General features: G+C 46.3%; 17 protein-coding genes. 10 read left to right on the top strand and 7 right to left on the bottom strand.

The features are described 5' to 3' along the window. The first annotated feature begins 135 nt into the window (after positions 1-135). Entirely contained in the window at positions 136-1263 is a 1128-nt protein-coding gene (locus tag ACU37H_RS18780; RefSeq protein WP_472706005.1) for a glycosyltransferase family 4 protein, read from the top strand. Here ACU37H_RS18780 and ACU37H_RS18775 read toward each other — a convergent pair. From ACU37H_RS18775 to ACU37H_RS18765, 3 genes are all read right to left on the bottom strand, one after another. Further along, a complete protein-coding gene (locus tag ACU37H_RS18775; protein ID WP_472706003.1) occupies positions 1244-1933 on the bottom strand; it encodes a cell division ATP-binding protein FtsE in 690 nt (229 codons plus the stop codon). The two genes, ACU37H_RS18780 and ACU37H_RS18775, sit on opposite strands and share 20 nt — an antisense overlap. Before the next feature lie 94 nt (positions 1934-2027). After that, positions 2028-2465 carry a helix-turn-helix domain-containing protein gene (locus ACU37H_RS18770; protein WP_472706001.1) on the bottom strand — a complete coding sequence of 146 codons (438 nt, stop codon included), beginning with the start codon at positions 2463-2465 and terminating at the stop codon, positions 2028-2030. Positions 2466-2520: 55 nt separating this feature from the next. Beyond that, positions 2521-2805 (bottom strand): type II toxin-antitoxin system HigB family toxin, encoded by a 285-nt coding sequence (locus ACU37H_RS18765; protein ID WP_472705999.1) that lies wholly within the window; start codon positions 2803-2805, stop codon positions 2521-2523. Positions 2806-3022: 217 nt separating this feature from the next. On the opposite strand from ACU37H_RS18765, the gene ACU37H_RS18760 reads away from it, so the two are divergent. The 5 genes from ACU37H_RS18760 to ACU37H_RS18740 all read left to right on the top strand — a co-directional run bounded on the left by ACU37H_RS18760 (position 3023) and on the right by ACU37H_RS18740 (position 7335). After that, entirely contained in the window at positions 3023-3391 is a 369-nt protein-coding gene (locus ACU37H_RS18760) for a BlaI/MecI/CopY family transcriptional regulator (protein ID WP_472705997.1), read from the top strand. Positions 3392-3397: 6 nt separating this feature from the next. Then, positions 3398-5134, top strand: a complete 1737-nt coding sequence (locus ACU37H_RS18755; protein WP_472705995.1) for an energy transducer TonB — start codon at positions 3398-3400, stop codon at positions 5132-5134. A gap of 177 nt (positions 5135-5311) precedes the next feature. Next, positions 5312-6013, top strand: coding sequence for a Crp/Fnr family transcriptional regulator (locus ACU37H_RS18750; protein ID WP_472705993.1), 702 nt, complete (start codon positions 5312-5314; stop codon positions 6011-6013). A 214-nt stretch (positions 6014-6227) separates the two neighbouring features. Next, positions 6228-6617 (top strand): DoxX family protein, encoded by a 390-nt coding sequence (locus ACU37H_RS18745; protein WP_472705991.1) that lies wholly within the window; start codon positions 6228-6230, stop codon positions 6615-6617. Position 6618: 1 nt separating this feature from the next. Beyond that, positions 6619-7335, top strand: a complete 717-nt coding sequence (locus ACU37H_RS18740) for a hypothetical protein (RefSeq protein ID WP_472705989.1) — start codon at positions 6619-6621, stop codon at positions 7333-7335. On the opposite strand, the gene coaD is transcribed toward ACU37H_RS18740, so the two are convergent. Together coaD and ACU37H_RS18730 are read right to left on the bottom strand one after the other, a co-directional pair. Then, a complete protein-coding gene (gene coaD / locus ACU37H_RS18735; RefSeq protein ID WP_472705987.1) occupies positions 7328-7813 on the bottom strand; it encodes a pantetheine-phosphate adenylyltransferase in 486 nt (161 codons plus the stop codon). The two genes, ACU37H_RS18740 and coaD, sit on opposite strands and share 8 nt — an antisense overlap. Before the next feature lie 185 nt (positions 7814-7998). Next, complete coding sequence (locus tag ACU37H_RS18730; protein WP_472705985.1) at positions 7999-8925, bottom strand: aspartate carbamoyltransferase catalytic subunit; 927 nt, start codon at positions 8923-8925, stop codon at positions 7999-8001. A 193-nt stretch (positions 8926-9118) separates the two neighbouring features. Here ACU37H_RS18730 and amaB point away from each other — a divergent pair, with 193 nt between their 5' ends. The 3 genes from amaB (at position 9119) to ACU37H_RS18715 (ending at position 13869) form a co-directional block, all read left to right on the top strand. Continuing rightward, positions 9119-10621, top strand: coding sequence for an L-piperidine-6-carboxylate dehydrogenase (amaB, locus tag ACU37H_RS18725; protein ID WP_472705983.1), 1503 nt, complete (start codon positions 9119-9121; stop codon positions 10619-10621). Between the two features lie 171 nt (positions 10622-10792). Next, positions 10793-12442: a S8 family peptidase gene (locus ACU37H_RS18720; RefSeq protein ID WP_472705981.1), complete on the top strand. Its 1650-nt coding sequence runs from the start codon at positions 10793-10795 to the stop codon at positions 12440-12442. Between the two features lie 38 nt (positions 12443-12480). Further along, a complete protein-coding gene (locus ACU37H_RS18715; protein ID WP_472705979.1) occupies positions 12481-13869 on the top strand; it encodes a saccharopine dehydrogenase C-terminal domain-containing protein in 1389 nt (462 codons plus the stop codon). Positions 13870-14003: 134 nt separating this feature from the next. Here the strand turns inward: ACU37H_RS18715 and ACU37H_RS18710 are convergent, their stop codons facing one another. After that, on the bottom strand, positions 14004-15734 hold the full coding sequence (locus ACU37H_RS18710; protein WP_472705977.1) for a hypothetical protein: 1731 nt from the start codon (positions 15732-15734) through the stop codon (positions 14004-14006). Between the two features lie 617 nt (positions 15735-16351). On the opposite strand from ACU37H_RS18710, the gene ACU37H_RS18705 reads away from it, so the two are divergent. Next, positions 16352-18577 carry a sodium-translocating pyrophosphatase gene (locus tag ACU37H_RS18705; RefSeq protein WP_472705976.1) on the top strand — a complete coding sequence of 742 codons (2226 nt, stop codon included), beginning with the start codon at positions 16352-16354 and terminating at the stop codon, positions 18575-18577. Between the two features lie 343 nt (positions 18578-18920). Here the strand turns inward: ACU37H_RS18705 and ACU37H_RS18700 are convergent, their stop codons facing one another. Continuing rightward, positions 18921-20360 carry a Gfo/Idh/MocA family protein gene (locus tag ACU37H_RS18700; RefSeq protein ID WP_472705974.1) on the bottom strand — a complete coding sequence of 480 codons (1440 nt, stop codon included), beginning with the start codon at positions 20358-20360 and terminating at the stop codon, positions 18921-18923. Between the last annotated feature and the right edge of the window lie 95 nt (positions 20361-20455).

The following is a 20455-nucleotide window of genomic DNA, read 5'->3' as shown; positions in this document are numbered from 1 at the left end:
TAGAGCAAAGAATGCTGAACAGGGTCGCGGGCCCGAACAATTTCATGACACTGTTGTTGTATAACAGCGCTCCGGCGCGCTGGAGCTTGTAAGCAGCGGATGCCGCGTTTACCCTTAGATGGAGGATTGCAAGAATTGAATAAGTATTTACATATCGTTTGTCTCGATGCACCTTGTCCCGCGGACTGCGGCGGTTCCATCGACATGATGAATCGCATTAAAGCTTTTCACCGGAAAGGTATCCGGATACACCTGCATTATTTTAAGTTTAGTGATAAATGCAGCGCTGCGGAACTGGGCCGGTATTGCGAAACCGTTCAATCGTATGCCAGAAAGGAGCCGCTCGATTGTTTGTCGCTTCGCACGCCGACGTTCGTGAGTGCACGCTGCAATGAACAGCTCATAGAAAACCTTAAAAAAGACGACTACCCCGTATTGCTGGAAGGCCTTCACACAACCGGGATCCTGGGAAGTATCAATGATGGAAAACGAAATATCTGTGTGCGGATGCATCATGAGGAGTCGCTCTACTATCGTGAATTGGCGCGCAGCACGATGAACCCCGCTAAAAAGACCTATTATATCGCCGAAAGCCTGCTCACAAAAAAATATACCCCCACCCTCCCCGATAACTGCATGTATGCCTGTGTGTCCGACGAAGACAAGCAAAGTTTCGATGACCTGGGCTTTCAGAACGTACAGGTGGTACCACCGTTTCTCAGCTGGCAGAAAGTGGAATGTCCTACGGGAATTGGCAGCTTGTGCCTGTTCCATGGAAACCTGGCGGTTCCTGCCACGGAAAAAGCGGCGCTCTGGCTTTTGAGCAACGTGTTTAACAAGGTGAGAATTCCCTTTGTGATCGCCGGTAAAAATCCGACCAAAAGCATTGAAAAAGCAGCCGGTCTTTGTCAGAACACTTGCCTGGTGAGCAACCCCGGAGAAAAAGAAATGGAAGACCTGGTGCAGAAGGCTCACATTAACATCCTTCCCTGCTTTAATAAAAATATCACCGGCATCCGGCTGAAGTTGCTGCATGCTTTGTACAAAGGAAGGCATTGCGTTACCACTCCTGCTATGGTCGAAGGCACCGGGCTTGAAGAGGCCTGTCATATCGGTACCAATGCGAACGCACTGGCAGCTATCATCTCTCAATTATATTATCTTCCGTTTGAAGAAGAAGAAGTGTTGCTGCGTAAACGGCTGCTTGAAGGCGTTTACGATAACGACAGAAACATTCAGCAGTTTATAGATTATCTATGGTAGCGTTGTCGATCACCCGGCCACCTTCTGTTTTGATCAAACGGGCGGGATATTTTTTTACGACGGCATAATCATGGGTAGCCATCACTATGGCAGCATTACTATTGCGGGCGATCGATAGCAAGAGGTTCATGATCTCATCCGTCGTAATCGGGTCCAGGTTACCTGTCGGCTCGTCGGCGAGAATCAGCTTCGGGCTATTCAATAGCGCACGGGCGATGTCCACACGTTGCTGCTCACCGCCGCTCATCTCAAAAGGCATTTTACGGGCTTTGTCTTTCAAACCCACCAGCTCCAATACCTCGGAAACCTTCTCGTCCATTTTGGTTTTATCTTCCCACCCGGTAGCTTTCAATACGAACTTGAGGTTGTTTGCCACATTGCGGTCGGTAAGTAATCTAAAGTCCTGGAAAACCACGCCCAGCTTGCGTCTTAGAAAAGGCACCTGCTTCCAGTGCAGATTCTTCAATTGGTAGTCCACCACGCGCGCATCTCCTTCTGTCAGCAGCAGGTCGCCATACAAGGTCTTTAGCAAACTCGATTTACCCGTACCGGTTCTTCCGACCAGGTAGACAAATTCGCCCTCCCTGACCGTAAGGTTCACGTCTTCGAGCACCAGGTTATCACCCTGGTAGATGTTTGCATGTTGTATGTCTATGATCGCCTGCTGCATATGACTTGTAAGTTGAAGGTTGCAAAGTAAAGTAAAATGGTCATTATAAGATCAATAAGGTTACATTTACAGCATGACACGTTTGTCCCAATTATCAACCTCCCACCGAAGACGGCCGCCGCCCTTTTCCTACCGGCTTTTTCGACGGCGTAATTAATTCATAAGGGCGGTTGAATGCTTCCTGCGACAATTTGAAAATTGATGCTAATTCCCGTATAATCTTCTTTGAGAATCCCTTTTTGTAGTTCAAAACATCAGAAATCAGTCCAGGACTTACTTTTAGCTGATTAGCCAAATCGATCGATTTCATGTGCTGATCCTCCATCAAAGATCTTAACAGGTCTACCGGAGATTGCTCTTTAAAAACGGCATGCTCTTCATCATATTTTTCAATCAGTAACGTCAGTAATTCGATCTCGTCCCTTACTTTTTTACTTTTTTTCTTATTCGTAAAATCCAGATCATGAAGAATCCGGCAATAGTCATTGTATTGCTTCCCGCTCTTAATCACCTTATATTTTAATGCTTCCATAAAACTATTTTAATAAACAAACACTGTATACTGCTCGTTGCTTGCACAAAGCTTATCATACGCTGCATGTGTTCCAATCCAACACACGTACAATCGCACAGCTCCAGGCCCGAACGAATACTTGCAAATCATCCTGTAAATTATTACCCCCGATATCGAATACCACCCTGAGGCTGCTTTTACCCAAGAAGTCCGCAGCTGGAAAGGTGTTCTTTATGTCAGAAGGCTTACGCCAATCCGCTTTTTTTATTCTTGTAAGCCAGATCTCAAAAGAAATGATACTGCCGGATCTTTCTAATACAAAATCCCTGATGGTTTCTTTAATCAAATGAACTTTCATGCAAGTTAGCTTTTTAAATTATTCACAAAAAGTGAATATTCACACCCTGTGAACTTTGTTTGATAGGTCAGGCTACATAAAGATATATATACTAAATAATCAACCGCACGCCAGCAACTATAAAATCATGGACAACATCCGTCAGGAAATCGTTAAACTAAAAAAATAGTTGCTAAACTAAATATTTAGTTTTAAATTGCGGTTAAAAGAGCGAATTATGAAACAACTCACCAAGGCGGAGGAACAGATCATGCACATTCTCTGGAACAATGGGCCCCTGTTTTTAAGGGAAGTGCTGGACCATATGGAAACGCCAAAGCCGCACCAGAACACGGTGGCCACTATATTGAAAATACTCGTGGAAAAAGACTTTGTGACCGTAAATGTGTTCGGAAGGCAACATCAATATGTCGCAGCCATTAACAAAGAAGCCTACTCTAAAAAGACTATGAAACAAATGGTGAAAGGCTATTTTGAAGGCTCGTTTGCCAACGTGGTATCGTTCATGGTGAAGGAAAACAACCTGAGTGTAGAGGAGTTGGAAAACTTACTGCAACAGATCAAATCATCCAAAACGAAAAAATAACACGCCATGATTGCTTACCTCTTACAAATGATCATTTGCTCAGGAATACTATATGGGTATTATTACCTTTTCCTGCGCAATGAAAAATTTCACCAATACAACCGGTTTTACCTTCTGGCGGCGGCGGTCCTGAGCCTGGTTTTGCCGTTGTTTAAGATCCAGCTTTACCTGAACGCAGATGACGACGGCGTCATTTACCAGTCGCTGGGCAGTATCAATGACAGCATTGTTGTGGTTTCTGGAAAGATCACGGATCAATGGCTGACAGGCGCTTTCATCGTATATATATTGCATACCACCGCGACATTATTTTTCCTTGTAAGAATTGCTATGGCAGTATATAAAATTTTGCGCATCAGGCAATACAGCATGGTGTCCAGGATCGAAAATATTGACTTTATAGAAACGAATCATCCCCAAGCGCCATTCTCTTTTTTCAAATGGCTTTTCTGGAATCAACGCATCAGCCTTGACTCTCAAAATGGAGAACAGGTGTTCAGACATGAAATGTATCATATCAAACAGAAACATAGTTATGACATACTGTTCATGGAGATCGTAACCGCTGCGTTTTGGTTCAATCCCTTTTTTTACTGGATCAGGAATGAAATAAAAACGATACAGGAATTTTTAGCCGACAAGTATGCTGCGCAGCATCACGATACCAGCGATTACGCAGAGTTGCTGGTGATGCAGGCGCTTGGCACTCCCGCACAAAGACTGACGAATCCCTTTTTTCATAACCAATTAAAAAGAAGAATTGCTATGTTAACCTCATCAAAAAAACCGGCTTACCAATGGCTGAGAAAGTTATTGGTATTGCCTACAATTTTATTGACAGCGGCTATCATTATCATTAGTTGCAACGATGAGCCAACGCCCGAACCAACAAATGGACCAGCCGCTGCCGAAAATAAAGTTTCTAAAGCACCGGCAGAAAGTGCGAATTCAGTTAGTGTTGACAGCACCATTTCTCCAACGGCAACAGAGGTGATCGACGATAAGCCAAAACCGGTTATCAACTCGTCGATTATTAAAGACGATAAACATAAAGCTGCCCCCGAGTCGGAAGCTTATTCAGTAGATGCCGAGGCAAAATATCCAGGAGACTGGACTAACTTTTTAATGAGAAACTTAGATGTCAATGTACCGGTGGACAGAGGTGCTCCTGCAGGCACGTACACGGCGATAGCTCAGTTTCTTGTGGATGTAAATGGAAATGTGAAGGATGTGAAAGCACTCTCCAGTCAAGGCTATGGCATGGAAGAAGAAATGATCAGGGTTATAATGCGATCTGGCAAATGGATCCCTGCCATGCAAAATGGTAAAAAAGTAACCGCCTATCGTAAGCAACCAATCACTTTTATGATAAGCGAAGAAACGAAGGCCGATCAGCAACCAATGGTCAAAGCGGACAACGAGACCGAAATTTTTACAAGAACAGAAGTAGATGCCGCCTACCCAGGCAATTGGATTAACTTTCTGACAAGAAATCTAAACGGACAGGTTCCGGTAGACAATGGAGCCAGTCCGGGAACCTACACCACGATCGTTCAATTCATTGTAGACAAAGATGGAAACGCCAGCAATTTTAAGGCACTGACCCGCCACGGATATGGTATGGAGGAAGAGGCACTGAGGGTAATGAAAAGATCTGGCAAATGGCAACCTGCCATTCAAAACGGCAGAACAGTAAAAGCCTACCGGAAACAACCGATCACGTTCCAGATCACTGATTCCTGACCGTTGAAAACCTATGACCCGCACCCGGATTGTAAAATATAAAGTGATCTGGCAGGTCACTTTATGACAATTCCCATACAAAAAACGGCCGTAATATTCCCTATTTTTGTAATGCTTTTGTTATATTTAAGTGGGCGGCCTAAAATGGCGGCTCATTGAAACCCAGTATCCGGCCAAATGACTATAGACGAAAAATTTTTACTGATCCGAAACTATGACCTGTGGTCATCATTAAGCGAAGCAGACATTATCGAGCTTAACGTGATCACCAATTTTTTGTCTGCCAAAAAGGGGGAATATATTTACTTCGACTCCTACCTGCACAACCGGCTTTACTTTGTAAAAGAGGGGTTTATTAAGATCGGTTTTATTAATGATAAAGGCGAAGAGCTGATCAAGGAAATCGTCAATAAAGGCGAGATTTTCGGCCAGTTCACGCTGGAAAAAAACAACCTGCAGGGCGAATTTGCGCAGGCCTATAAAACCGACGTAAGCCTGTGTTCTTTCAAAATTGAGGACTTTGAAAAAATGCTGCAAAAAAAACCGCAGTTAGCGATCAAATTCGGCAAAATGGTCGGACATAAGCTGAGAAATGCCGAGTTCCGCCTGCTCAACCTGCTCAACAATGACGTTCGTTCGCGGCTGATCAGCTTTTTCTGTCAGCAATGCCTGGTGAATGGGTTCACCGAAGATAACATCACTTACATCTGTGACAATTTTCTGACGCACGAGGATATTGCACGCCTCATCGGTTCTTCGCGGCAGACCACCACTTCCATCATCAACCAGTTAGAAAAAGAAGGACTACTGTCGCTCAACCGGCGCGAAATTGTGGTTCCCGACTTGCGGAAGATCCAAAATCCTGCGATTGTCGGCTAGGCGACCTTTTTTCAAATAATCCCGGCCTACCTTTGCATTAGCAAAAGGATTTATTTATCTGGTTCCTAATACGTTCTTTAAGAAGCAGATTGCTGCGCCGTTAACCGCCGGCAACATTGGGGATAGCTGATGATAAATAAACCTTATAAACTGCGGTCCCGCACGGCTTAAAGACCGGATGTTGAACAAAATAAACGAACTAACAAATTATAACATGGCTTTATGGATGGCCAGAATACTGGGCTCAGTGTCATTGCTGATAGCGCTGCTATTCTTTTATAAATTTACAGTACCTGCTGACTCACTCGTCTATTTCTCCAAACTGGGCGTAGATCCGTGGGGCCGTATCGCAGCGGGAATGATCGAGCTGGTTGCTGCTGTTCTGATACTGATTCCCCGCTTTTCTATATATGGCGCCTTGCTCACTTGCGCGACTATGTTGAGTGCGATCGCCATTCAGATATTTGGTTCAGGTGTTTCTATCAGCTATCAAAACGGTACAAGTGACGAAGGTTTATTGTTCCTTACCGCCTGTGTAGCGTCCGTTTCCGCCTGTTATGTCCTATTCCGTTTTGGAAAAATTTTAATGCGTACAAATGACTAAAATGATCAAAAAAGTAATACCCTTCCTGTTTATCCTGACACCCACAGTTTTAATGGCACAAACGGCTCATCGCAGCCAGGTCGTGAACCTTACCGCTTCTGCGGGCAACGGCTTCGCGATATCTCCGTCTTATTTCCATAACTGGCAATTGGGTAAAAGACAAAAAATTGAAATAGGCTTAGGTGCACGTTTTACGTCGTACTTCGCGTCTGACAAGCATCATGCAACAGCACCGGCAAAATTAACGAGCGGCAAAACGGGCCCGGGCGTGCTGTTTACAGAAAATATTACAAAGAATATCGACTCCTTACTCGTTCCAAAATCAAACACCAACGCGCTCAACATTGCGCTGGAACTGGGCTATAATATTTCGCCCAGGCTGTATGCGGGATTTAATATTGATCTGGTGGGATTTTCGTTTGGCAAGAAGATCGACGACGCCACTTATATTTCCGAAGGTGCTCAAACGGCTAACGTTAAAGCAAAACCAACCGGATTCAATGCTTTACTGATCAGCGATAATGATTTGGGAAACCTGAATTCCGCCTTGACCGTACGATATAAACTAACTGATCAGCTCGGTATTCATGGCGGTGTAAGTTTCTACTTCTCTGAATATACGACCGATACTGAGGTACAGACCCAACCGGAAGCGAACGATCGTTTTCGCTATAAAACCCTGATGCCTTCCGTTGGCGTGACCTGGTTCCTTAAATAATTGTGTTCTCTTTCAGAGAGTCACAGACCACTTTAGAGAGGAAAGGACTAGCGTCACCGCCATTCTTAATGATATCGCGTACGATCGTGGAAGCGACTGATGTATATTTTGGCTCGCCTGTAAGAAATACGGTTTCAATGTCTTTGTCCAGCGCTCTGTTAGCATCCGCAATCGTCTTCTCATATTCGAAATCGCTGACGTACCGGATGCCCCTGAGAATAAATTTCGCACCGATCTTTTTACAGAAGTTGACCGTCAGGCCTTCATATATGGCCCCTTCCACTTTGTCAGAATGTCCATAAATATCTTTGATCCATTGCAGACGCTGGGTGTTGGAAAACATCGGCTTTTTAGAAGTATTAAAGCCGATCCCCACAATGATCTTATCAAATAAGGGTATAGCCCGGTTGATAATATCCTCATGCCCCAAAGTCATAGGGTCAAAAGTTCCGGGGAAAAGGCAAATTCTGTTAGACATATAGTTTTAACTATTTATGCAGATGACAGTTGACCGTTGACAGATCAGTAAGAAGACATTCGCTTTAACATATTGAATCATCGACGCACGATATATCGATCATGAAACACCTGCTACCAAAACTTTAAATACAGTTACAAGTGCGGATAACCGGTAAACAGTCATTTATCAACTGTTCACCTCCCCTAATGATTCTTATTAGAAAGCAAATATAAAACGGCCATGCGAACGGCCACGCCATTTTCTACCTGTTGTAATATAATCGACTGTCCGCTGTCGGCGACGTCACTATCCAGCTCTACCCCCCTGTTGATGGGTCCGGGATGCATCACTACAATATCCTTCTGAACGCGCTCCAGCAATTTCCGGCTGATCCCGTAACTAAGATTATATTCTCTAAGGGAAGAAAACAAAACCTGGTTCTGACGCTCCAGCTGAATCCGCAATACATTAGCCACATCACACCAGTTAAGCGTCTCCTCCACATTGTAACTTACATTCACACCAAAGGCCTCGCGGATGTATTTAGGGATGAGTGTGGGCGGACCACAAACGGTCACTTCAGCACCCATTTTTTTCAACAGATAAATATTGCTCATGGCTACCCGGCTATGTACAATATCGCCGATGATAGCCACTTTCGTTCCCTGAAGTTTGCCGATTTTTTCCCTGATAGAAAAAGCGTCCAACAATCCCTGCGTTGGGTGTTCGTTCACACCGTCGCCCGCATTCACAATCGCAGCAGGAATATGCTGCGCCAGAAAGTGAGGCGCCCCGCTGGCGCTGTGGCGCATGACCACCATATCCACTTTCATCGACAGGATGTTATTTACCGTATCTAACAGCGTTTCTCCTTTGGACACGGAAGAGCCTGAGGCGGTAAAATTGATCGTGTCGGCGGAAAGCCGCTTCTCTGCCAGCTCAAAAGATATCCTGGTACGCGTCGAGTTTTCGTAAAACAGGTTTACGATCGTAAAATCTCTCAACGAGGGGACTTTTTTAACAGGTCTCTGTAAAACTTCTTTGAATTGAGTGGCGGTATCTAAAAAAAGACCAATATCTTCTTTGGTAAGGTCTTTAATGCCGAGCAAATGTTGCGTGGAAAGCTTCATTAAAAATCAAAGATAGGGCATTGATTAATACGACTGAAATTTAGGTTGCTAACATTTTTTCTTTTTATTATTTTTTTACAGCAAAGCGCGCAAAGACTTGTTTGCAAAGTAGCAGAGCAGAATAAAAATGTTATGCTCCCTAAACGGATGATTTGACATTTTAGATTTTTATCTTTATTGTAAAAGCAGCACTATGAATTTCCTTAACGCACTCGGTATAGAAAAAGTAAACAACAACGATGCCTCCGGCGAAGTCATCGACTCCTACTCTCCTGTTGACGGGCAGCTGATCGCTTCGGTAAAGACCACCACCCGCGAGGATTATGAAAAGATCGTTCAAATGTCTGAAGCAGCTTTCCTGGAATGGCGGCTGTGGCCGGCGCCACGGCGCGGTGAAGTAGTGAGACAGATCGGTGAGGCATTGAGAAAGGCGAAACAGGACCTGGGTCAACTGGTATCATATGAAATGGGCAAAAGCCTGCAGGAAGGATGGGGCGAAGTGCAGGAGATGATCGATATCTGCGATTTCGCTGTGGGACTGAGCCGCCAGCTGCACGGATTGACCATGCACAGTGAACGTCCGGGTCACCGTATGTACGAGCAATATCATCCATTAGGCGTGACAGGGATTATCTCCGCCTTTAACTTCCCGGTAGCGGTATGGAGCTGGAATGCCATGCTGGCCTGGGTTTGCGGCGACGTGTGCATCTGGAAGCCCTCTGAAAAAACACCCTTGTGCGCAATCGCGTGTCAGCAGATTGTTTCTGAGGTGTTCGCGGCGAACGATGTTCCCGAGGGTGTCAGCCGGCTGGTCATTGGCGGCCGGGCAGCGGGCGAATGGCTGGCCAAAGATCAGCGGGTCCCACTGGTATCCGCCACCGGATCAACAGCAATGGGCAAACAGGTAGCTGCTCAGGTGGCCGGGCGTCTCGGCCGCACCCTGTTGGAATTAGGCGGCAATAACGCCATCATCATCTCAAAGGATGCCGATCTCAATATCGCCATCCCCGCTGCTTTATTTGGGGCCGTCGGAACGGCAGGGCAACGATGCACCAGCACCCGCAGGCTGATTGTGGAAGCATCGATCTATGAAGATTTCAAGGAACGGCTGGTGAACGCCTACCAACAGATAAAAATCGGGAATCCTCTCAATACGGAGAATCATATGGGCCCCCTGATCGATCGGCAAGCAGTAGCCGCGTACCAGGCCGCTATTGAACAGTGCCGGCAGCAAGGCGGCCACTTCCTTGTAGAAGGCAAGGTATTGGAAGGCGATGGGTTTGACAGCGGATGTTATGTCACGCCGTGCATCGCTGAAGTGACACAGGATACGGCCGTGGTGCAAACGGAGACATTCGCGCCGATTCTGTACCTGATGCATTACAACACCATCAATGAAGCCATACAGATTCAAAACAGCGTGCCACAGGGCCTCTCCTCTTCTATCATGACCAATAACCTCCGGGAGGCAGAGCTGTTCCTGTCACACGCCGGAAGCGATTGCGGTATCGCCAATGTCAACATCGGCACTTCGGGGGCCGAGATCGGCGGCGCTTTTGGCGGAGAAAAAGAAACCGGCGGCGGTCGCGAAAGTGGCAGCGATGCGTGGAAAAACTATATGCGCAGGCAAACAAATACTATCAACTACAGCGACCAGCTGCCGCTGGCGCAGGGTATTAAGTTTGATCTGGGATAACAAAATAGAGCTCATAGTCCATAGTCGATGGACCATTGGCTATGGACCATCGACTACAAGCTATCGGCTAATAACCACTAAACTGCTTTTTACCGCCGTTTATCATTTTATGATAAGTTTTAAGGTGTTAGCTCTATTTTTGTAGTTTGTTTTAATAATTAATTGTTTTACATGAATAGATTATTTAGTGCATTAGGTATTGTTTTAGCGGCAGGGGCTTTTTCCCATGTAGCCGCGCAACAGTCTGTTCCACAGGGCTGGCATTTAAAAGATCTGCAGAAAGACAGTCTTTATGGCATCAGCCTCGATCAGGCATACGACTTTTTGAAATCCAAAGGTCGCAAAAGCTCGACTGTAGTCGTAGGGATCGTGGATTCCGGGATCGACACGACACATGAAGACCTGAAACCGGTATTGTGGGTCAACGAAAAAGAAATACCCGGTAACGGTATCGATGATGACAAGAATGGCTATATTGATGATATCCACGGGTGGAACTTCCTGGGTAGCAAGGACGGTACAAAAAATGTAACAAAAGACTCTTTCGAAGGGGCGCGTGTGTACTGGAAATTCAAACAAAAGTTTGAAGGCAAATCCGCCGGTGAGATTCCGGCCAGTGACAGGTACGATTACAACATGTGGGTAAGAGCTAAAGAAGAGATCGAAAAGAACAATTCCAACAAGGAAGAGGCGGAATTCATGAAGCTGATGGCTGAGGTGTTCAAAGAAGGAGATTCTGTGATCCGTGCCGATCTGAAAAAAGAGGTGTATACCTGTAAAGATCTGGCTGCTTACACACCTTTAGCAGCGTCTGCTACAAAAGTGAAACAAATCATGATGGCTACTTGTAAAGGCAACGACAACGACGACATCAGCAGCAAAATGTTAATGGAAGAAATCCAGAAAGACCTGGATAAAATAACCATTGCTGAAAGAGCTCCGCAGAATTATCGCGGCGAGGTGGTCAACGACAACTACAGCGATTTCAATGACAAATATTACGGTAACGGCAATGTGCTGGTTGATAATGAATCCGCATTGCATGGCACGCACGTAGCAGGTATTATCGGTGCGGCAAGAAACAACAGTGTGGGTGTGGATGGTGTTGCCGACAACGTGAAGCTGATGAGCATCAGAGCCGTGCCTGACGGCGACGAGCATGATAAAGACATTGCACTGGCTATACGCTATGCGGTGGACAATGGCGCACGCGTGATCAACATGAGCTTCGGCAAGGGTTATTCCCCTGAGAAAAAATGGGTAGACGAAGCCGTTAAATATGCCGCCAGCAAAGACGTTTTGATGGTGCATGCAGCTGGTAATGACGCAGCCAATATTGACACAGCGTTCAACTTTCCTTCAGCTACTTTTGTCGGCGGTGAAAGACCCGCCAACTGGATTACCATCGGTGCCAGCGGCGATAAAAAAGCGGGCGGACTTACTGCGAGCTTTTCCAACTACGGTAAAAAAGAAGTAGATGTATTCTCCCCCGGTGTTCGGATTTATTCAACAGTTCCGGGAGGCAATACTTACGCTAACCTGCAGGGCACCAGTATGGCAGCTCCTGTGGTTTCTGGGATTGCCGCATTGATCATGAGCTACTATCCTGATCTTTCTGCTGTCGAGGTGAAAGAGATCATTGAAAACAGCGTGAGCAAGCCTACTTCCAAAGTGGCAAATCCCGGAGGCGGTCCCGAAGTGATGATGTCTGAAATATCGGTATATGGTGGTATTGTCAATGCTTACAAAGCAGTGCAGCTGGCCGATCAGAAAAGCAAAGGCGGTAATGCCGGCAAAACAAAAACAAAGAAGAAGAAATAAACAACTTGGTGTTCCCAGACAAAAAAGCTACCTTAAAGGTGGCTTTTTTGTTAACTATAGGTGTACCATTCTTGTCAACCACTTCCAACCATATTCTCATTTTCGGTGCCGGAAAATCCGCAACCGTTCTGATCGGCCAACTTCTTTTGCAGGCGCCCATTTACCAGTGGCATATCACTGTAGTAGACGGGAATAAGGAGTTGGCCCTGTCAAAAATCAAGGGACACCCATCCGCTAAGGCCATCGCTTTTGATATAAATGATGGCGCAGCAAGGAAGAACATCATTAAGCAAGCCGATATCGTCATCTCGATGTTGCCGCCGCAGCTGCATTACCTGATCGCTCTTGACTGCCTGGACAACCACAAAAATCTACTGACCGCTTCGTACGTGGATGACCAGACCAGGCTGCTGGAGCCGCAAATCAGGGAACGCCAACTGCTCTTCCTTTATGAGATGGGACTCGATCCGGGTATTGACCATATGAGCGCCATGCAGCTCATTGATGATATACAATCAAAAGGCGGACGTATTACTGATTTCAGATCGCATTGCGGAGGACTTGTAGCACCGGAAAGCGATGATAATCCCTGGCATTACAAGATCACATGGAATCCCGCTAATGTAGTGCATGCAGGAAAAAGTGGCGCGACCTTTAAAAGAAATGATCAGCTGACACATGTCGCCCATCAGGATCTCTTCAGTAATTGTGAAACCGTAGATATTCCCGGGCTGGGCAACTATGCATGGTATCCCAATCGCGACGCGCAATGCTACGCAGCATTATATGGATTGCAGCATGTACACACCTTCATGAGGACCACGCTTCGGCATCCCGATTTTTGCAAAGGCTGGCAGTATATCATTCGGGCAGGTCTTACCGGGGAAGTACCACTTATTGGTGTCGAGGACAGGTCCATACGGCATTGGGTAAATCATTCGATTCAACAAACCGGGCTGGCGAATGACCTGGAAGAATTTATCGAGGAACAGGTGGATCGCGCGGACCGTCCACTCATACAACTGCTGTTCGGTTTTTTAGGACTGTTTTCCGAACAACCTATTCCGCCACTAAAGGGCGCCTCGCCGGCAACCATTCTTCAATACCTGCTGGAACACCGGTTGAAGTTGTCTGACAAGGATAAAGATATGATCGTGATGCTGCACGAGATTACATACGAGTTAGACAGACAACAACAGTCGCTGAAAAGTTATATGGTGGTGAAAGGCGACAATGCTTTGGACACGGCAATGGCTAAGACGGTAGGCTTACCTTTAGCGATCGCCGCTGAATTGATTCTCCAAAAGCAACTGAATGTTACAGGGCTTCACATCCCGGTAATAGAAGCTATATATCATCCTATTTTAATAAAGCTAAAAGAAAACGGTATTGGATTTACTGAAATGGTAGAAACTTGTTGTACATAAGATCATAAAGTCTAACTAAAAAAAGAACCCGCGAAGAGGCCCTGCGTGGGTTCGCTCTTTCAATGTCTTTATCCTTAATAACAGGCCCCGCTATCTTTAGTTTGCATAAAATGCAATGCCCGTTATGGATTCCTTTACTTTATAATCGCAGTGATGACTTTTGAATAACAGGCCGTACCGTCCTTATCCACCTGCTTAATGCGTACGTAAGACTTCTTAGCGCGGTCGTTGTCGATAGCCGTGTTTTTTACACAACCATATGGCAGGGCGCTGACGATCATCACTGCAACGAGCACCGATCCCAGCCATTTGTGGCGCCGGAACATAGCGCTCAGGCTTAACAGGATCAGGTAAACACCGGTTAGTGCCATGCCGCTTAGAGGGATGGTTTCGTCATATTGTATACTCATATCCGAGTTGCCTCCGTTCGCCTTGCTGGCAATATTATCACCGATTTTTATCCAGTTGTTGCCGTCTTTCGATACCTCTATTTCAAAATGATGGCTTTCGGTTTCTGCTGCCGTGGTCCAGGATACCTGTAAGAATCCGCCCCTGACAAACGCGCTCAAGTTGGTAAACAACACAGACAAATTCTCCTTTTGCCTGCAACCATCCTCCAGGTTCGGCACACCATCGATCCAATCATAGTCGGCAGGCCTTGAACCGCAGCCCGCATTGGTAAGACCATTACGATCAGCACCTTCAGCAACCGCTGTTTCATACTCATCGGTGCTTCTGTTTACATCCCCGTCTATATTAGCTTCCCTGGCGTCGGGACAATCATCATTGTCACTGTCCAGATCCAGATAATCCGGTATGTTATCGGCGTCGGTATCTATCACGGTAGCCACAGCATGATCCGTGCTTCCATCTTCACAACCGTTGACTAAATTATCACCATCCGGATACCTGCATTGATCGCCCAGGGCGACACTGTCGTAGTTTTCAGGATTGGCTTCTATGACATCAAGGATTCCGTCATTATCACTATCGAGATCATGATGATCGGGTACAGTGTCGCCGTCTGTATCTGTATGCTGGTTGTAGGTATAAGAAAAGTCGTCTACATAAAAATCATCAGCTCCGTTTTGACTGGGTTGTGTCCAACCTGGTTTGTTATTGCGCTGCGCCAAGAGTAAACCTGAGTTAGCTAATGTTGCGGTATTTATATTTGCCCGGATCGTGACATATTCGCCTACAGCAAATCTGCGCCGCGTATAATCACCATTAACAGAAAGGCTTTGCACCAATGTAGGGTCTACCTCCGTAATGTAGACAGAATCTGTATTGCGGTTGGATGTAAGCGGATTTTGGACGCTGAACAGTTTAACGAGGCCAGAACTCGCTTCCACAAAAATATCCAGGAACCCGAAAGCCCAACTGTTTGGCGCATCAGTTGTGTTTATGGCTTTTACTCTTACCGTAAACGTTGCAAGATCCGGCGTAGCCGAAGTCTTAAAAGGTACGGTCTGATAAAGATTCAAACCCTGGGCGCCATCTCTCCAGACTACCGCAGCTCCCCTCCACGCGATCCAGTTATTAGCTGAGGAATCCGATCCCGAGCCATTGGTTGTCCAGCCGTTCAGATTACCTTCGCTGGTCGTTTCAGTATTCGTACCGAAGTTGCCGTTCACAATGGAATTATTACTGGTAGTGGCGCCTTCGGCGATATCCGAAATCCCATCGTTATCGTCGTCCACATCTTTATCATTACAAACACCATCACCGTCCAGATCATCGGCTGGTCCTGTTCCTCCGCTCAAACCGGCGCAGGGAGCACATTGAGCTGCGGTATGGGTTGCACTGGAAAGGATGACGCCAAAACATAGCACGGCAGTCAAAAAAGACAAGAAGGCTTTTTTCATATTTAGTTTCTTAAGTTTAAAGCGCGTTAGCAACGCTACTGTGTTTTTCGGGAAAGTGTTTCTCTATGAACTCATAGACAAACACTTAACACCGGGAAAATACAGATTTTTTATTAAAACTCCTTATAATATAATGTATTTTTTTTATGTTTATTCCCCACATACACATCGGATCTATTAAAAAGCCCGAAAAAGCAAGTGGCTGCGTGATGGTCTGTAAAAGAAACCCGAATAGGGAACTACAACTCTTTCCTACAAAAGGCTTTACACGAATATGAGTTTGGCTTTGTGAGCCAAAATTGCGCACGTGGTCACACCCGTTGAATATTTCGAAGCATCAAGACTTTTCTAAATTACATTCATCGTTCAATTAATATAGGCTAAGACATGTGTCACTTTAGATATAAAAAAATCAGCTACTCCGGTTTTGCGCCTGTTTTTAAACGGCACCTGTTCCGCACTTGTGCATCTCCGGTATTGGTTTAGATGCGTTTGCCCCGCACTTAATGAAATGGGTACTATAAACAAAGCCAGCTGGATCGAAATAAACCATAACAATTTAATTCCATCACTTATATTTGCAGCCTTGCCAAAATAAGACATGATTTCATAATTATATGCAACACATCATCTATTTAGTACCTGTGATGGCCGTTATAGGCTTATTGTACACGTATTTCAAGTTTAAGTGGGTTTCTAAGCAAGACACCGGAACACCAAGAATGAAAGAGATCAGTGACTACATCAGCGTAGGCGCTATGGCTTTTTTAAGAGCAGAATGGAAAATACTAGGCTATTTCGTAGTAGTAGTGGGTATTTTGCTGGCTATATTGGCACAAACCAATCCTCACTCCCATTGGTTGATCTCTGTCGCTTTTATTATAGGTGCGATCCTGAGCGCACTAGCTGGTTATATCGGAATGAGGTCTGCTACCTTGTCTAATGTACGGACGGCACATGCCGCACGGAGCAGCCTGAAGAAAGCGTTGAACGTATCTTTCGGCGGTGGCGCTGTGATGGGTGTTGGCGTAGCCGGTATGGCTGTTTTAGGTTTAGGTGGATTGTATATCGTATTTAAACATTATTTCGCTCCCGGCGCTCCGCTGAATTCCGAAGAGATGATCCAGACGATTGAGGTGCTGACCGGGTTTTCGCTCGGAGCAGAATCGATCGCATTGTTTGCCCGTGTAGGCGGCGGTATTTACACCAAAGCCGCGGATGTAGGGGCTGACCTCGTAGGAAAGGTTGAAGCCGGCATACCTGAAGATGATCCGCGCAACCCCGCTACCATCGCCGATAACGTAGGCGACAATGTGGGTGACGTTGCAGGAATGGGCGCCGATCTGTTTGGCTCTTATGTTGCTACGGTGCTGGCCACGATCGTCTTGGGACAACAAATTAACATTCAAAGCGCTAACGATGCGTTAGACGGCTTCTCTCCCATCATCCTTCCGATGTTGATCGCAGGCGTGGGTATATTATTCTCAATTATCGGTACGCTCTTCGTTAAGATCAGCGAAAACGCTCCCATCAGCACTGAAACAGTTCAAAAGGCCCTGAACATGGGCAACTGGGGCTCCATGGTGTTGACTGCTATCGCTTCTATAGGTCTCGTACTCTGGCTGATGCCCGATCAGATGGAGTTGCGTGGTTTTGTTTTCACTAAATACGGTGTCTTAGGCGCGATAGGCGTGGGATTGCTGGTAGGTGCATTGATGAGCATCATCACAGAATATTACACGGCGATGGGCAGACGTCCTGTCAACAGGATCATTAAAAAATCTTCTACCGGACATGCTACCAATGTGATCGGGGGTATTGCAATGGGCATGGAATCTACCTTTTTACCCATAATCGTGTTGGCCGCCGGTATCTGGGGTTCTTACGAGTGTGCAGGGTTATACGGTGTTGCCATTGCCGCCGCCGCCATGATGGCCACTACGGCGATGCAATTGGCGATTGACGCCTTTGGTCCTATCGCAGATAATGCGGGTGGTATTGCTGAAATGAGCGAACTGCCGAAAGATGTGCGTGAGAAGACCGATGTATTGGATGCAGTGGGTAATACAACGGCTGCCACCGGAAAAGGTTTTGCTATTGCGTCGGCCGCCTTAACGGCGTTGGCATTGTTTGCCGCTTTCGTCGGCGTGGCCGGTATCCAGGGCATTGATATTTATAAAGCCAATGTACTGGCTTGTTTATTTGTAGGGGCAATGATTCCCTTCCTGTTTTCTTCTTTAGCCATCCGCGCTGTAGGAGAAGCTGCCATGGCCATGGTGGAGGAAGTAAGACGGCAGTTCCGCACGATACCCGGGATCATGGAAGGTACGGGCAAACCGGAATATGACAAATGCGTTGAAATATCCACCGAAGCTTCTATTAAAAAAATGATCGTACCAGGAACCATCGCCGTAATTTCTCCTTTGGTGATTGGATTCTTACCGGGTTTAGGTGCAGAAGCATTAGGCGGATTCCTGGCCGGTGCTACCGTAAGTGGTGTGTTGTTAGGGATGTTCCAGAATAACGCCGGTGGCGCCTGGGATAATGCGAAAAAGTCTTTTGAAAAGGGCGTTGAGATCAACGGTGAAATGTATTATAAGAATTCAGAGCCTTATAAAGCATCTGTAACCGGCGACACAGTGGGAGATCCGCTGAAAGACACTTCTGGTCCATCTATGAACATCCTTATCAAACTGATGTCCATTGTTTCGCTGGTGATTGCGCCAACCCTCGCCCAGCTATCGCTGCCGGATGAAATGGAAGTGAAAGTTCCGGCGCCCGTTACAAAGAAAATCGTGAAGGCGCTACAGCAACACGATCACGCCAATCATGCGGCTTATTAATTTCGATGGCTGAATAGCACTACGATATTACATACTTTAATAAGGAAGGCTTACTAAGTGTAACATACACAAAGTAAGCCTTCTTTTTTTCCAAAACCATGGGCGAAGACATGAGATGGTCGGGTTACCCGTCCCCGCCAGAGTGAATCTTTCGGGCTGGAGAACGGATTCATCGGGGCGGGCAGGCGACCGCAATGAGGGTCGTTGGTGTTCGCCGTTCCGATCGGAGCACCCGCCCGGATGGTACGGATGGGGAGGAATTCTATTCAATGATATTGCCCCTCATGTGCACAAAAAAAGCTCCGGCTTCGCCGGAGCTGGTATCATGAATTGAAGTCGTTCATTACAAGGTGAGGCTGCCCCAACCTTCTCTGTACTCTCTTTTTACAAACTGGTTGGCCACATCGAAGTTGGTAATCTTCATGTTCTCCGCATCCCACAGTAATTTCTTACGGCCGGTAAACGGATCTTTACCCCATCCGGAAACACTTGGATCCATGTACATGGCGCTTCTGATCGCCAGGTTACCCATCAGGATACTTTCGGTAAACGGACCTGCATACTCAAACGGAGAGCTGGTCTCGCCTTTTCCATAACCTGCCATACAAGCGTTTACCCACTGCAGGTAATGTCCTTCGGGAACACGCTTCAGCGTAGCTTTAGGCATTGTCTTTTCCTTCATTAACTTGGTAGGCAATAACCTTGGTTTGGCACCGTAACAGTCCATCAACAGCTTCCCTTTTGTTCCTACAAACAAACATCCGCCGTCCCAGTTGCCTAACTCTTCATCCGGTAACAATTCTTCCGGTCTTTGTGGTAACAAACCACCGTCATACCAGGAAACATTGATCTTTCCTTTTTTATCCGTTCTCGGATATACCAGGTGAATGATAGAGGAAGTCGGGCAGCTGAAGTTGTTGTTCGCCGGCTGGTTCATCCCCGTCCATTGATTGGCAATGCTACACTCTGCTGATTCAGGATAAAGGATCGGCAGGATACGGTAGATCGGATCCATGATGTGACAGGCCATATCTCCTAACGCCCCTGTTCCGTAAGCCCAGAATCCGCGCCAGTTGAAAGGTACATATGCCGGATTGTAATCGTCTGCCTTTGCAGTTCCCTGCCATAAGTTCCAATCCAGCTCTTTAGGGATCGGATGATTGCCGGTTGGCTTAGGTACGCCTTGCGGCCAGATCGGACGGTTGGTCCAGGCATGTACTTCGTATACATCACCGATCATGCCTGCGTCATAAATCTCTTTGGATTGTCTAACGCCGTCACCGGAAGCCCCCTGGTTACCCATTTGTGTAACCACCTTATATTTTTTAGCAGCCTGAGCCAGTATACGCGCCTCATAAATATCGTGTGTCAAAGGCTTCTGAGTATAAACGTGTTTGCCCAATTGCATGGCCGCTAAAGTGGCAACCGCGTGCGTATGGTCAGGTGTACTTACCGTACACGCGTCAATATTATTTTTTTCCTTAGCCAGCAGGTCTCTAAAATCCTTGTAATAATTGGCTTTTGGAAATCTTTTGCGGGAGTTGACCGCCTGTCTGTCGTCAACGTCACACAGTGCTACGATGTTTACATGAGGGCTTTTGGCCATTTCGGCAATATCGCTTTCTCCTTTACCGCCCGCACCAATGCCGGCAATGTTCAGTTTGTCGCTGGGCGCTACAAAACCACGGCCGAGCACATGTCTTGGTACAATGGTTACTCCTGCTCCAACCACCGCTGCGTTCCTTAGAAAATTTCTACGGGAATTGAAAAGATTTTTTTTCATTCGTACTTTTTTTGTTTTTTTTAATGGCTTCATGAAAAGCAGCACATGATCTTTTCTTTACGGAAGAAAAATCCGGACACGCTGTTCATATGAGA

This window comes from Niabella sp. ZPM-14, from assembly GCF_055693045.2.
Note: the sequence above shows the minus strand (reverse complement) of the source record. Positions and strands in the feature narration are given on the sequence as shown.

Coding starts and splice junctions, on each gene's coding strand:
- ACU37H_RS18775 (WP_472706003.1), bottom strand. CDS start 1,933: ATGCAGCAGGCGATCATAGACATACAACATGCAAACATCTACCAGGGT.
- ACU37H_RS18770 (WP_472706001.1), bottom strand. CDS start 2,465: ATGGAAGCATTAAAATATAAGGTGATTAAGAGCGGGAAGCAATACAAT.
- ACU37H_RS18765 (WP_472705999.1), bottom strand. CDS start 2,805: ATGAAAGTTCATTTGATTAAAGAAACCATCAGGGATTTTGTATTAGAA.
- ACU37H_RS18760 (WP_472705997.1), top strand. CDS start 3,023: ATGAAACAACTCACCAAGGCGGAGGAACAGATCATGCACATTCTCTGG.
- ACU37H_RS18755 (WP_472705995.1), top strand. CDS start 3,398: ATGATTGCTTACCTCTTACAAATGATCATTTGCTCAGGAATACTATAT.
- ACU37H_RS18750 (WP_472705993.1), top strand. CDS start 5,312: ATGACTATAGACGAAAAATTTTTACTGATCCGAAACTATGACCTGTGG.
- ACU37H_RS18745 (WP_472705991.1), top strand. CDS start 6,228: ATGGCTTTATGGATGGCCAGAATACTGGGCTCAGTGTCATTGCTGATA.
- ACU37H_RS18740 (WP_472705989.1), top strand. CDS start 6,619: ATGATCAAAAAAGTAATACCCTTCCTGTTTATCCTGACACCCACAGTT.
- coaD (WP_472705987.1), bottom strand. CDS start 7,813: ATGTCTAACAGAATTTGCCTTTTCCCCGGAACTTTTGACCCTATGACT.
- ACU37H_RS18730 (WP_472705985.1), bottom strand. CDS start 8,925: ATGAAGCTTTCCACGCAACATTTGCTCGGCATTAAAGACCTTACCAAA.
- amaB (WP_472705983.1), top strand. CDS start 9,119: ATGAATTTCCTTAACGCACTCGGTATAGAAAAAGTAAACAACAACGAT.
- ACU37H_RS18720 (WP_472705981.1), top strand. CDS start 10,793: ATGAATAGATTATTTAGTGCATTAGGTATTGTTTTAGCGGCAGGGGCT.
- ACU37H_RS18710 (WP_472705977.1), bottom strand. CDS start 15,734: ATGAAAAAAGCCTTCTTGTCTTTTTTGACTGCCGTGCTATGTTTTGGC.
- ACU37H_RS18705 (WP_472705976.1), top strand. CDS start 16,352: ATGCAACACATCATCTATTTAGTACCTGTGATGGCCGTTATAGGCTTA.
- ACU37H_RS18700 (WP_472705974.1), bottom strand. CDS start 20,360: ATGAAAAAAAATCTTTTCAATTCCCGTAGAAATTTTCTAAGGAACGCA.